General features: G+C 65.9%; 14 protein-coding genes. 13 read left to right on the forward strand and 1 reads right to left on the reverse strand.

Annotation, left to right across the window (positions count from 1 at the left end; all coding sequences use genetic code 11):
* Positions 1 to 5 precede the first annotated feature (5 nt).
* Positions 6 to 1,391, forward strand: a complete 1,386-nt coding sequence (locus ASE49_RS01720; protein ID WP_056768057.1) for a Ppx/GppA phosphatase family protein — start codon at positions 6 to 8, stop codon at positions 1,389 to 1,391.
* Positions 1,388 to 2,068, forward strand: a complete 681-nt coding sequence (locus ASE49_RS01725; protein WP_056768060.1) for an RlmE family RNA methyltransferase — start codon at positions 1,388 to 1,390, stop codon at positions 2,066 to 2,068. The genes ASE49_RS01720 and ASE49_RS01725 overlap by 4 nt, the downstream gene beginning before the upstream one ends.
* Before the next feature lie 129 nt (positions 2,069 to 2,197).
* On the opposite strand, the gene ASE49_RS01730 is transcribed toward ASE49_RS01725, so the two are convergent.
* A complete protein-coding gene (locus tag ASE49_RS01730; protein ID WP_056768063.1) occupies positions 2,198 to 2,899 on the reverse strand; it encodes a c-type cytochrome in 702 nt (233 codons plus the stop codon).
* A 121-nt stretch (positions 2,900 to 3,020) separates the two neighbouring features.
* Between ASE49_RS01730 and ASE49_RS01735 the strand changes: the two genes are divergently transcribed.
* The 11 genes from ASE49_RS01735 to ASE49_RS01785 all read left to right on the forward strand — a co-directional run bounded on the left by ASE49_RS01735 (position 3,021) and on the right by ASE49_RS01785 (position 13,111).
* Positions 3,021 to 3,920: a prephenate dehydratase gene (locus ASE49_RS01735; RefSeq protein WP_056768637.1), complete on the forward strand. Its 900-nt coding sequence runs from the start codon at positions 3,021 to 3,023 to the stop codon at positions 3,918 to 3,920.
* A gap of 136 nt (positions 3,921 to 4,056) precedes the next feature.
* Positions 4,057 to 4,656 (forward strand): hypothetical protein, encoded by a 600-nt coding sequence (locus ASE49_RS01740; protein WP_235522782.1) that lies wholly within the window; start codon positions 4,057 to 4,059, stop codon positions 4,654 to 4,656.
* Positions 4,653 to 5,981: a DUF4350 domain-containing protein gene (locus ASE49_RS01745; protein ID WP_056768069.1), complete on the forward strand. Its 1,329-nt coding sequence runs from the start codon at positions 4,653 to 4,655 to the stop codon at positions 5,979 to 5,981. Before ASE49_RS01740 ends, ASE49_RS01745 begins: the two co-directional genes overlap by 4 nt.
* Positions 5,978 to 6,952 carry an AAA family ATPase gene (locus tag ASE49_RS01750; RefSeq protein WP_056768072.1) on the forward strand — a complete coding sequence of 325 codons (975 nt, stop codon included), beginning with the start codon at positions 5,978 to 5,980 and terminating at the stop codon, positions 6,950 to 6,952. The genes ASE49_RS01745 and ASE49_RS01750 overlap by 4 nt, the downstream gene beginning before the upstream one ends.
* A gap of 1 nt (position 6,953) precedes the next feature.
* On the forward strand, positions 6,954 to 8,276 hold the full coding sequence (locus ASE49_RS01755) for a DUF58 domain-containing protein (protein WP_056768075.1): 1,323 nt from the start codon (positions 6,954 to 6,956) through the stop codon (positions 8,274 to 8,276).
* Positions 8,273 to 9,313, forward strand: coding sequence for a stage II sporulation protein M (locus tag ASE49_RS01760; protein WP_056768080.1), 1,041 nt, complete (start codon positions 8,273 to 8,275; stop codon positions 9,311 to 9,313). The genes ASE49_RS01755 and ASE49_RS01760 overlap by 4 nt, the downstream gene beginning before the upstream one ends.
* Positions 9,310 to 10,242, forward strand: coding sequence for an RDD family protein (locus tag ASE49_RS01765; protein WP_056768084.1), 933 nt, complete (start codon positions 9,310 to 9,312; stop codon positions 10,240 to 10,242). Before ASE49_RS01760 ends, ASE49_RS01765 begins: the two co-directional genes overlap by 4 nt.
* 393 nt (positions 10,243 to 10,635) lie before the next feature.
* Positions 10,636 to 10,956, forward strand: coding sequence for a hypothetical protein (locus ASE49_RS01770; protein ID WP_056768088.1), 321 nt, complete (start codon positions 10,636 to 10,638; stop codon positions 10,954 to 10,956).
* 49 nt (positions 10,957 to 11,005) lie between these two features.
* Positions 11,006 to 11,371 (forward strand): CsbD family protein, encoded by a 366-nt coding sequence (locus tag ASE49_RS01775; RefSeq protein ID WP_056768093.1) that lies wholly within the window; start codon positions 11,006 to 11,008, stop codon positions 11,369 to 11,371.
* Positions 11,372 to 11,378: 7 nt separating this feature from the next.
* Positions 11,379 to 12,899, forward strand: a complete 1,521-nt coding sequence (locus tag ASE49_RS01780; RefSeq protein WP_056768096.1) for a PAS domain S-box protein — start codon at positions 11,379 to 11,381, stop codon at positions 12,897 to 12,899.
* On the forward strand, positions 12,896 to 13,111 hold the full coding sequence (locus ASE49_RS01785) for a CsbD family protein (protein ID WP_056768100.1): 216 nt from the start codon (positions 12,896 to 12,898) through the stop codon (positions 13,109 to 13,111). Before ASE49_RS01780 ends, ASE49_RS01785 begins: the two co-directional genes overlap by 4 nt.
* Positions 13,112 to 13,120: the final 9 nt, after the last annotated feature.

Here is a 13,120-nt window from a genome sequence, read left to right on the forward strand (position 1 = left end):
TAATCATGGCGGAGCACGATCCGCCGGCAGCAAAAGTCGAAGTGTCGAGGCGCGCGCGAAAGCGCCGCAATGGTCGCAAGGGCAAGGCTGGCCCCGCGGCTGGAGACACCGCCAAGGTGGTCGCGCGCACTGCAAATGGTGTGCACGAACCCAAGGCAGGCAAAAAAGCGCCGCGCGCAAAGAACGAGGGTATCCGCCCGGGCCCGCCCGCCGCCATCGCGGCTGAGCAAGGGGCAGAGCCATCGCGCTTGACGCCGGCGACGGTTGATTCCGACGGCGGCGAGGCGTCGCGCACAGCACCTGCGTCCATCGCGGCCCCTGCGTTCGCACCCACGGCGCCCGGCATGTCTTTGCCGCGTCAGTCCTATGCCGCGATCGATCTGGGCACCAACAACTGCCGCCTGCTGATTGCACGGCCTTCGGGCGAGAATTTCACCGTGATCGACGCGTTCAGCCGCGTGGTGCGACTGGGCGAGGGTCTGGCGCAGTCTGGCCGGCTGTCAGACGCGGCGATGGAGCGTACCCTTTCGGCGCTGCGGATCTGCGCTGACAAACTCATGCGCCGCAATGTGTTCCTGGCCCGTTCGGTGGCGACGGAGGCATGCCGCCGTGCGTCCAACGGCCCCGATTTCATCGAGCGGGTCCGTCAGGAAACCGGCATCGCCCTGGACATCATCAGCGCGCGCGAGGAAGCGCGGCTTGCCGTGCTGGGCTGTCATGTGCTGCTGGAGCAGGGTTTTGGCCCGGCGATGATCTTCGACATTGGTGGGGGGTCCACCGAACTGGTGCTGATCGAAAGCACCGGCACCGTACCGCGTATCCTGGACTGGCAAAGCGTGCCATGGGGCGTCGTGTCGCTCACTGAAAGCTGTGGGCCGGAAGGCGCGACGCAGGAGGAGCGGCTGGCCCGCTACACACACATGCACAGCCTTGTTGCCGAGAGTTTTGCGGCATTTTCCCGGCGCGTGGGCCCGGCCCGCGAAAGCGCGAGTCAGGACGGCCCGCTGCGGCTGCTGGGCACGAGCGGTACCGTGACCACGCTGGCCAGCCTGCACCTTGAACTGCCGCAGTATGACCGGCGGATGGTCGACGGCCTGATCGTTCCAGCCGAATCGATGCGCGACATCAGCGCGCGCCTGTCGTCCATGGCGATTGAGGAGCGGCGTGAAGTGGCCTGCATCGGACGTGAGCGTGCCGATCTGGTGGTGGCCGGCTGCGCGATCCTGGAAGCGATCCTGGATTTGTGGCCGGCATCCCGGCTGGGCGTGGCGGACCGGGGTATCCGCGAAGGCATTCTGCGTAGCCTGATCGCATCGCACGGCGGCCCGCGTGGCAGCCGGCCCGCGCCGACCGGCGTCTATGCCGCCCGCAGCACCGCGGGTGCCGCATGAGCCGGTCCGGACGCGATCCCGGTGAGCGGCTGCGCACGGCTCGCAAACGCACCGCCAGTTCCTCACGCTGGCTGACGCGCCAGCTCAACGATCCGTATGTGAAGAAGGCCAAGGCTGACGGCTATCGCAGCCGCGCGGCTTACAAGCTGATCGAGCTGGACGAGAAGTTCGACCTGTTCAAAGGCGTGGAACGCGCGGTCGATCTGGGGATCGCACCAGGCGGATGGAGCCAGGTGCTGCGCCTCAAGCGGCCCGAGGCGAAGGTGGTGGGCATAGACCTGCTACCTACCGACCCGATCGAAGGGGTGACCATCTTCGAGATGGATTTCATGGCCGACGAGGCGCCCGCCGCGCTGGAAGGCGCGCTGGAAGGTGCGCCGGATCTGATCCTGTCCGACATGGCGGCAAACACGGTGGGTCACAAGCAGACCGACCATCTGCGCACCATGGGGCTGGTGGAAACAGCTGCGGACTTCGCGATCCAGACGCTGGCGCCGGGCGGCACGTTCGTGGCCAAGGTTCTGGCGGGGGGCACTGATACCCAGCTGCTGGGCCTGCTCAAGCGCCACTTCACCAGCGTGAAGCACGCCAAGCCGCCGGCGAGCCGCAAGGACTCATCCGAGTGGTACGTGATTGCCAAAGGCTTCAAGGGGGCGGCAGCGTCCCCGGACCCGTAAGGCGGTCGCCAAGTGCGAGCGCGGCTGCTTACACTACGTCTGAAAATGCGAAAACGGCCTGCAAGCGACTCGGCGGCGCTTGCAGACCGTTTTCCACCGGCTTGCCGAAACGACAGCCGGGATCCTGAATCAGGGGGTCTTGGTGCCGACCTTCGCCTGCGTCTCCGAAACGGACCCTACCGCTTTGTCTGCCGTGCCTGGCGCTGGCGTGGCGGGCTGGGCAGGCGTGGCGCCCGCAGCAGCGGCGGCACCGCCGCCTGCAGCCGGAGCCTTGCCACCAGCAGGTGCAGCGCCTGCGGCGGGAGCGGCTGGCAACGGCAGGTTGGAGCCTTGCGTGTTGAGATAGGCGATGACGTTCGCGCGGTCCTCCGGCTTGGACAAGCCGGCGAAGGTCATCTTGGTGCCCGGCGCGAACGCCTTGGGGCTTTTCAGCCATTCATACAGCTTGGCGAAGTCCCAGTTCCCGCCCTTGCTCTTGAGTGCATCCGAGAATGCGAAGCCGCCGGCGCCTTGGCCGATCGCTTCGCCCACGACGCCATGCAGGTTCGGGCCGATGCCGTTGGCGCCGCCTGCGTTGATGGTGTGGCACGACGTGCACTTGGCGAACGTGGCCTCGCCCTTGGCGACGTCTGCGGTGGCGAGCAAGGCCTCGACCGGGGGATCGCCACCCGCAGCGCCTTCCTCGGCAACGCCTTGTACGGCATAGCCCGGCGTGTGCGGCGGATGGTTCTTGTCAGCCTGGAAATACATCCCGCTGGCGATCGTCAAGCCAAGGCCGACGATACCTGAAAACAGAATCCAACCGGCGGTAGTATTGAAACGATCGTCCATTCAGCAGTGCCCCACGGGTGATTATACGCTCATCCTGTTGTTTGCGGGCTCTAAAGCCCGGCATGGCGCAGCGCAAGAGCCATTGCGGATATCGCCGATGCCGCCTAATCGCGCCACCACCATGTCGATCTATCCGCAACCCGCACTCGCCCTCGTTCGCGAGATGGAAACCGCAGCGCTTGCCCAGCCCCAGCGCGCGGTCGCCCTGCAAGGCGCGCCGGGCTGCAATGGCCACCGCGCCGCGCTGGAATACGACGCTGACTGCCTGCCGTTGCCCTGCTTTGCGTTCGAGGATGCCTTGGATGCGGTGAAGGAAGGCCGGGCCGACCGGGCGATCATTCCGATCGAGAATTCCCAGCACGGGCGCGTTGCCGACATTCACTTTCTGTTGCCTGAAAGCGGCCTGTCGATCGTGGGCGAGCATTTCATGGGGATCGAGCACGCGCTGATGGCACTGCCGGGTGAGGCGGGTCCGTTCACCCGTGCTTACAGCCATCCGCAGGCGCTGGGGCAATCGCGCCGTTACCTGCGCGCGCGCGGCATCGTGCCGATGGCGTATGCCGATACCGCAGGTGCCGCCGCGCTGGTGCGCGAACTGGGCGAGCCGGACGCGTGCGCGATCGCGCCGATCCTGGCGGCCAAGCTCTATGGCCTCGACGTGATCGAGCAGAACGTCGAGGACGCTGCGGACAACACCACCCGCTTCGTGGTTCTTGCGCGTGAGCCGCTCGATCCGTTCGAACTGCGTGGCTCCAAGGCGATGACGACGTTCATCTTCGAGGTGAAGAACATCGTCGCGGCTCTTTACAAGGCGCTGGGGGGCTTTGCCACCAACGGCGTGAACATGACCAAGCTGGAAAGCTACCAGATCGGCTCCAGCTTTGCCGCCACCACTTTTTATGCCGACATCGAAGGCGCACCGGGCGACCCGCGCGTGGATCAGGCGCTGCAGGAGCTGGCGTTCCACTGTAAATACGTGCGGCCGCTGGGCACTTACTTGCAGGCGCGTTCGCGCGGGTAGGACGCGCGTAGGATGGGCATAAGCCCGCCCGCAACGGGTTGCACTGCAGCACCCACCGTGCAATCGTGAACACGTGGCAGTCGATACAAGTCAAGGTGCGGGCCCGACCGCAAGCGGTGCGACTGATTGGAAGGCGGTGCGTGACACCGCCGACATCCAGTATGCGCCGCTCCCCGATTTCAAACCCACGCCGCCTGCGCAGACCCCCGAATGGCTGAAAGCGTTTGGGCGGCTGCTCGAAGCGATCTTTGCGCCGATCGGACGCATGCTGGGCGTATCCTGGCCGATCTTCCAGTGGATCCTGATTGGCGGGGCGGTCCTGCTGGCCGGGTTCATCGTATGGCGGCTGGTGATCGAGCCGTGGCTGGACCAGCGCCGCAATCGTTCCGTCGAAGAAATTCCGCAATGGGCACCTTCGCGCGAAGAGGCTGTCGCGCTGCTGGAAGACGCTGATCGACTGGCGGCGCAGGGTTTGTACGGGGAGGCAGCGCATCTCCTGCTGCGGCGCAGTGTGCGCCAGATTTCCGATGCCCGTCCCGACTGGCTGAATGCGGCCAGCACCGCGCGCGAGATTGCCGCGCTCAAGATGCTGCCGGAAGCCGGGCGCAGCGCCTTTGGCGTGATCGCGCAGCGGGTTGAGCGCGCGGTATTCGCGCTGCGCGATCTTGATGCGCAGGACTGGTCGGCCGCGCGCGACGCCTATGCCCGCTTCGCGCAAGTGGAGCTTCGAGCATGACCGCGCGTCCTGTGGCCGTCGGGGCGAATCCCTTCTCGCGCTGGGCGGTGCTGGCCATCGTACTGCTGGGGTCCGCCCTGTTCGTGGCGCTGTTGTGGATGATCGCCACCGGCACCGGCATGGGCTCTGCCAACGATGGTCAGGCGCATGCCGAGGGCAGAGGCTTGAACGGCTACGCGGCGATGGCGGATTATCTGGAGCGGCGCGGTTACGCGGTGGCGAAGCTGCGCAATCCCGGCGCGTTGGCCCAGCCCGGCCTGCTGATCCTCACGCCGCCGCCCTATGCCGATGGCAAGGATATCCAGAAGATCGTCGAACGCCGCCGCTACGTGGGGCCTACGCTGGTGATCACGCCGAAGTGGTCCGCCAGCCCGCCGGCGCGCGAGCAAGCTGCTCGCGCCAAAAAGGGCTGGGTGCGTTTGGTCGGCACGGCGCCGCCCAACTGGGAAGGCTTTCTCGACGAACTCACCGTCCAGATCACCGCGCGCAGCAAGGCGCAGGCGGGCTGGAGCGGTGTGGGCCTTTCGGGCGAACTGCCGGCGCCGGCTTTCGTGCTGTCCGGCGCGGGCACCGGGCTGGTGCGGGTGGTTGGAACGCGCGATGGCAAGTTGACGCTGGCCGGCTTCATGGACGATGGCGGTGCATATCCGGGCCTCGAAGCGATCGCCCAGGACCGCGTCCTGCATTCCGGCGAGGAAGAAGACGACGGCAAGCTGCAGCCGGTGATCGTGGTGTTCGAGCCTGACCTGCTCGACAATTACGGCATGGCCCGCTTCCAGAACGCCCAGCTGGCGGAGGTGCTGGTCAAGGCCGCCGGCGTGCCGCCGGGCGGACCGGTGTCATTCGACATGACGCTTAACGGTTATGGCCGTTCGCAGAATCTGCTGACCCTCGCTTTCACGCCGCCGTTCCTGGCCGCCACGCTGTGCCTGCTGCTGGCGGCGCTGGCGATCGGCTGGCGCGCCTTCCTGCGCTTCGGTCCGCCACTGGCCCCCGAACGCGCGATCGCTTTCGGCAAGCGCGCGCTGGTGGCCAATTCCGCCGGGCTGGTGCTGCGCACGCGCCGCCTGCACCTTCTGGGCGGTCCTTATGCCGACCGTGTGCGTGACCGGCTCGTAACGGCGCTGGCCCTGCCGCGCACGCTCGATGCGCAGCGCACCGATGCGGCCATAGATCGTGCCTTTGCCGCGCGCGGGCTTGCGCATGGGGCGGACAGCGAACCCTTCTCCGTGATCGCCGCCCGGCTTCGCGCCGCGCGCCGCTCACACGATCTCCTCAAGGCCGCGCGCGATCTCCACGCGCTCGAAAGGATGCTGACCCGATGACCGAAAATCCCGCTCCCGATATCGCGCACGTCGGTGCGCTGGCGGACGCGATCCGCACCGAAGTGGCCAAGGGCGTGATCGGCCAGTCCGAAACGGTGGAACATCTGCTCGTCGCCCTGATGGCACGGGGGCACGTGCTTCTGGAAGGGCCGCCGGGAACGGCGAAGACCTTTCTGGCGCAGTGCTTTGCCGCTACGCTGGGGCTGGACTTTGGGCGCATCCAGTTCACGCCGGACCTGATGCCAGGCGACATTCTGGGCTCCAACCTGTTCAACTTCCAGACCAGCCAGTTCACGCTGACGCGCGGGCCGATCTTCTGCGATCTGCTGCTTGCGGACGAGATCAACCGCACCCCGCCCAAGACGCAGGCCGCGCTGCTAGAAGCGATGCAGGAGCGCCGCGTTACGCTGGACGGCACGGCCCACGCGCTGCCGGGCCACTTCACCGTGGTGGCAACCCAAAACCCGATCGAAAGCCAGGGCGTCTACCCGCTGCCGGAGGCGCAGCTCGATCGCTTCTTGTTCAAGCTGCTGGTCGATTACCCCAGCCTGGAGGAAGAAACTCGCATCGTTGCCCGCTACGGCGAAAACCGCGGTGCGCCCACGGCGGCTGAGGTGGGCATCACGGCGGTCACCACCCCGGCGCAGCTGGAGGCGGCAACGCAGGCGGTCTCCGCAGTCAAGCTGGCCGATAGCGTGACCGATTACGTGGTGCGCTTGGTACGCGCGACGCGCGAAAGCGCAGACCTTGCCAGCGGCGCCTCCCCGCGCGCCGCCGTGCTGCTGGCCGGCGCGGCCCGCGCCCGCGCCGCGTTGGACGGACGCGATTATGTGGTGCCCGATGACGTGAAGGCGTTGGCAACGTCGGTGCTGCGCCACCGCCTGCTGCTCAGCCCCGCCGCCGAAATCGAAGGCAAGCAGGTGGAAGCGCTGGTGCGCCATCTCGTAGAACAAACCGAAGCGCCGCGCTGACGTGAACGGCGCGGCCCCCATCGTTCCCACCACCCGCGCCGTGGTGCTGCTCGCGCTGGCGGCGCCCATCGCGCTGGTGATCGCGGCGGCCAGCCCGGCGTTGTGGATCGCGGCGCCGGTGGCGTGTCTGGTGATTTTCGCGCTGGTGTTCATCGATGCGCTGCTGGCCGGGCGCACACGGGACCTGCAGGTCAGCGTGCCGGGCGACATGGAAGTGGGCGCGCAAAACGCGGTGACAGGTACGGTCACGCTCGGCAGCAGGGTGTCGCGCACGGAACTGGCGCTGGCGTGCGATCCGCGCCTGGCCGCCGGAGGGCGTTTGGTGATGGCGCTGACGCCGGGCGATGCTGGCTGGCATGGCACCGGGACCATCACCCCATCGCGGCGCGGCACCGCGCGCGTCACGCGGGCGTGGCTGCGCTGGAACGGGCCGATGGGGTTGGGCGCGCGCCAGCTCTCGGGCGATCTGAACGAAACCGTGCGCGTATGGCCGAATATCGCCGCCGTACGCTCGCCCAGCTTGCAGACCTTCCTGAAAGACGCGCAGTACGGCCTGCTGGCGCGCCGCATCCGGGGCGAGGGCACACAATTTGAATCGCTGGCCGAATACCAGCCGGGTATGGATCGCCGCCGGATCGACTGGAAATCGTCCGCCCGCCATTCACATCTCTACGCCAAGGAATTCGAGACCGAGCGCAACAACCAGATCGTCTTCGCCTTCGATTGCGGGCAGGCGATGTGCGAGCCGATCGCGGGCATGCCCCGGCTCGACCGCGCGGTGTCGGCCGCGCTGGCCACCGCGTTCGTGGCGCTGAAGGGCGGGGACCGGGTGGCGTTGTTCGGCTTTGCCGCGCGGCCCGAAGTATCCACCCCGTTCATCGCCGCCAGTTCGCAGTTCCACCGTCTGCAGCGCGCCGCCGCGGGCCTGGAATACCGCAGCGAGGAGCCGAACTTTACGCTCGCCCTTGCGACGCTGGCCAGCCGGCTGCAGCGCCGCTCGCTGATTGTGGTGTTCTCCGACTTTTCCGACCCCACCAGCGCGGAACTGATGATCGAAAGCATCGGCCGGCTGGTGTCGCGCCATGTCGTGCTGTTCGTGACGATGGCGGACGAGGAACTGGAAGACATGGTCGCCGCAAAGCCGGACGATATGGACGTGCTGTCCATGGCGGTTGCCGCCGATGGCCTGCTGCGCCAGCGCGCACTGGTGACCCGCCGGTTGCGGCAGATCGGCGTGGACGTGATCGAGGCACCCTGGCGTCAGGTGGGCACACGCCTGCTGGACGCGTATCTGGCTATCAAGCGTTCGGGAGTGATCGGATGAACGCCCTTACCGACAACATGGCGATAGAGGTTGCGGCCCTGCGCTCCGACCGTTTCCGGCTGGAGCGCGAGGCGGACTGGCAGCGGCTGGAAGCCATCGTCGTGCGCATGGAAAAGGGGCGCATGCGCGGCATTTCCGATGCCGACCTGCTGGCCCTGCCGCAGTTGTACCGCACCGTGGCTTCCAGTCTGTCTATCGCCCGGGAAACCTCGCTCGATGCCGCAACGCTCGGGTATCTTGAAGCGCTGGTGCAGCGTGCGTGGTTCGTGGTCTACGGTCCGCGCTCCTCCTTGTGGGAATGGCTGCGCGCGTTCCTGGGTGGTGGGTGGAGTGCGGCGGTGCGCGGCATCGGGCTGGACATCGCCATTGCGCTGACAGTGATGATCGCAGGCGTAGCGGTGGGCTGGCTGCTCGTTTCGCACGATCCCCAGTGGTATTTCGCCCTCATGTCACGCGACATGGCCGGCGCGCGCGTGCCGGGCGCCAGCGCGGAAGCCTTGCGCGGCACCTTGTTCGGCAACGACGACAAGAACGGCCTGAGCGTGTTTGCCGCGCAGCTGTTCAGCAACAACGCGCAGGTCTCCATCCTGTCGTTCGCGCTTGGCTTTGCGCTGGGCATCCCCTCGCTTTTGCTGCTGGTCCATAACCTCGCGCTACTGGGCGCGATGGGCTGGCTGTACCACGGGCAGGGGCTGTTGCTCGACTTTGCCGGATGGATCTGCGTCCACGGCACGACCGAGTTGTTTGCCATCATGCTCTCGGGCGCGGCAGGCTTGCACATCGGCCGGGCCATCGCGTTTCCCGGCAATCGCCCGCTGCTGGAGGCCACGGCGCTGGCCGGACGGCGCGCTGCCCTGGTCATGACCGGAGTGGTGATCATGCTGGTGGTTGCGGCGCTGCTGGAAGGGTTCGCCCGCCAGCTGGTCGATCACACGCCGGGGCGGTTCGCCATTGGCGGGTTCATGCTGCTGGCGTGGTGCAGCTATTTCTTCGCGTTTCGCGGCAACGCCGGTCCGCGCCGGAAGGCTGGCCAATGAAGTTGGGCCGCCGCCGCAACCGTCCAACGCAAGCCGGCCGTGCGCGCACCGGCAAGGAGCGCACCCTCGTCACGCCCGAAGGCATCGCGCTGCCGGTGATCGTGGCGGGGCGCGGGGCACGAGCCGGCGCGCTGATGATCGACCTGATCATCATCGTGGTGTCGATGATACTGGCGCTGATTGCGCTATCCCAGATCGGCGGGGGTGTGGCCGCGTTCGGGCGGGCAGCGACAGGACAGGACGGGGCAGGCTACGCCATGCAGTTCCTGACGATCGTGTGGATCATCATCCTGTTCCTGTTCCGCAACGCCTACTTCCTGTTCTTCGAACTGGGCCCGCGCGGCGCCACGCCCGGCAAACGGCTCACCGGCATCCGCATCGCCGCGCGCGATGGCGGGCGGCTGACCGCAGACATGGTGATCGCCCGCAACCTGCTGCGCGATATCGAACTGTTCCTGCCGGTACCGCTGATCCTGATGGCGGGGCCGGAAAGCGGCGCGGCCTGGCTTGCCGCCGCCGGGTGGTTCGCGATCTTCATGCTGTTTCCGTTCTTCAACTGCGATGTGCTGCGTGCAGGTGATGTGATCGCCGGCAGCTGGGTGCTGGAAAGCCCGCGCCAGAAACTGCAGGCTGCGATGACCGTCGCGCCCTTCGAGGGTGGCAAAACTACCCCGAAGTATCGCTTCGAACCTGCCCAGCTGGACGTTTATGGCGAGTTCGAGGTCAAGGCGCTGGAGCGGGTGCTACGCGAAGATCGGGCCGATGCGATCGAAACGGTGTATCGCACGATTGCGGGCAAGATCGACCGCACCGATGGCTGGAACGACGAACGCCATTTCCTGACGGACTACTACAAGCAACTGCGCGAGCGGCGGGAAGCCGGCATGCGCATGGGCCGGCGCAAGGCTGACAAGCATTCGGACGCCTGACGTGGTATCTGCGCGCGGTGCAATCGTCACGCCGCGTCCGAGTCAACATACCAAGGCCGTACTAGACCGTATCTGTATTTTCAGGGTTTCGTGTGGGCCGGCTGGTATTCCAAAAGTATAGGGCGCTTTTTCATCGAAAGACTGGTCCTTTTTCGAAACACTTTTTGGTCGTTAGAACGTCCTTGAGGTTGACCGTGCTAACGCATTGATAGATTTGAAAAAATTACGAGATATTAGCATCTCGTCAGGCCAAGATTTGGCCTTGGCGCCCGACTGCGCTTGGTAAATAACCACTAAAGCAGGATGCAAGAATACTAGGAACGCAAGCTTGAATGGGCGGTTGATGCACCCGAACTGACCGTATCTACCGGTCTGGTGGATAGAGGATCAACGATGAAAGCCCTGGTCACAGCCGTGCTGAGTGTAGCCGCACTGTCTGCTTGCGCGGCCCCGGCTACCCGCATCTCAACCAGCCTTCAGCGGTATGGCCTGGATGAACCGCGCGCCGATTGCGTTGGCACCAGCCTGCAGAAGGACCTGTCCATCGGCCAGTTGCAGCAATTGGGCCGGGCTGCTGCTGCGTATCGCAAGCAGGATACCGATCCCGGCGTGCTGACCGTTGGTGACCTCGTGCACGTAGCCGGCGAGATCAGGGATCCGGCCATCGTTGTGGCGGTTGGCAAGGCTGCAGCCGGTTGCGGCGTGGTGCGCTGACAAGGCGAGCGCCAATCCCTTTACTTTCACATCACAAAGGACAAGCATCATGAACAAGGACGAACTTCAGGGCGGTGCCCGTTATGTCGGCGGCAAGATCGAAAAGGCTGCCGGCGACGTGGTAGACAGCCGAGACTGGAAGGTTGACGGTGTGGTCGATCAGGTCGCGGGTGCTGCCCAGCACACCTATGGCCGCGCCCGCTCCGTCGTGGAAGACGCGATCGACGCCGCGCCGGCGTTTGCCGATGACGCGCGTGATCGGCTGAAGGCCGCTGGCGAGCGCGTGGCGGAGACCGCGCAGAAGAGCGGCAAGGCTGCGGCGCAGAGCGTGCAGGACACGCCGCTGGTCTGGGCGATCGCAGCCGGCATTGGCGGCTATGCGCTCAGCTGGCTGATCCACGGACGCCGGGACTGATAGCACCATGACGGCGGCATCGTTCAAATCCCTGCGGGAAACGGCGGATCTGCGCCACTTGCGCCAGATTATCGTCGGTCTTGACGAGGGCGTGATCCTTATCGATCCCGACCAGAGCTTGCTCTGGGCGAACGATGCCGCGCTGGCGATGCACGGCGTGGAACAGATTGCCGATCTGGGCGCCACGGTGGACGAATATCGCGCGCGCTTCCAATTGCGCTACCGCAACAACCATCGCGTCGAGGCGGATGATTATCCGATCGAACGCGTGGTTGCGGGCGATTGTTTTTCCGAGGTCGTCGTCGAAGTGACGGTGGCGGGGGAAGACGCGCCGCGTTGGGTCCATCAGGTGCGCAGCCTTGTGCTCAACGACAGCGACGATGGCGAACCGGCCTGTCTGGTGCTGGTGATTCAGGACGTGTCGGCCCGGTACGAGGCTGAGGACCGCTTCGAGCAATCGTTCAACGCCAATCCCGCACCCGCCGTCATCTGTCGCTTGAACGACCTGCGCTTTGTCAAGGTCAACCAGGGTTTCCTGGAGATGACCGGTCACCAGCGCGATCAGGTGCTGTGCAAGACCGTGTATGACATCGACGTGTTGCGCAACGCCGATCGCCGGGATCTGGCCAAGGAACGGCTGGGCGAAGGGCGCACCATTCCGCAGATGGAAGCCGAGCTGGAACTGCCTGACGGCGGCACCAAGCTGGTGATCGTGGCGGGCCAGCCGATCGACATGGGCGATCAGCCCTGCATGCTGTTCACGTTCGCCGATCTGGAACCGCGCCGCAAAGCCGAAGGCGCGCTGCGCCACAGCGAGGAGCGCTTTACGCGCACCTTCCAGATGGCCCCGGTGCCGATGGCTATCGGCGCGCGCGACGGGCACTTGCTGTGCGAGGTGAACGCCAGCTTCACCCAGATGACCGGCTACACCGCCACCGAGATCATCGGGCGACCGCTGGGCGAGATCGAGCTTTGGGAAAGCGACGCACGGCGCCGCCAGATCGAAACCGCGATCAATGGCGGGCATGACCTGCGCGGGCACGAGGCGCGCATCCACGCCAAGGATGGCGCGATGATCGACTGCATCGTGTCTACCGAAGCAATCCGGCTGGGCGACGAGGCCTGCGTGCTGTGGGCTTTCCAAGATATCACCCAGCGCAAGGCGACCGAGCTTGAACTGGTGGAAGCCATCGAGGCGGTGATGAAGGACACCAACTGGTTCAGCCGCACCGTGATGGACAAGCTGGCCCGCCTGCGCGCACCCCAGCTTGACGCCGAAGGCCCGGGCCTGGACGACCTGACCGCGCGGGAGCGTGAAGTGCTGGCGCTGATTTGCCGGGGCTGTGATGACAAGACCATCGCGCGCACCCTGAACGTGGCGGGCAATACGGTGCGCAACCACGTCGCCAGGATTTACTCCAAGATCGGCGTCAATCGCCGCATCGCTGCGGTTGCATGGGCGCGGGCGCGCAATTTCGATGGCGAGGGTGTGGAGATCAAGAAATCCGTTCGGGAGACAGCACAATGACAGCGCCCCATAATGATGACGATATCCCCGGTGATAGCCCTGACGATAAGGCCAAGGCTGCTGCCGCGCGCGAAGTCAAAGGTTCCGTGAAGGAAGCGATCGGCAAGCTGCTCGGCGACGATGACGTGCGCGCGCGCGGCGCTGCTGAAAAGAAGGCCGCGGCAAAGGCGGCGTCGCATACCCCCCACCCATCTCCGCGAGCCCCCAGGTAACAAGCCGTC

This window comes from Novosphingobium sp. Leaf2, assembly GCF_001421325.1.
Classification (GTDB): Bacteria; Pseudomonadota; Alphaproteobacteria; order Sphingomonadales; family Sphingomonadaceae; genus Novosphingobium.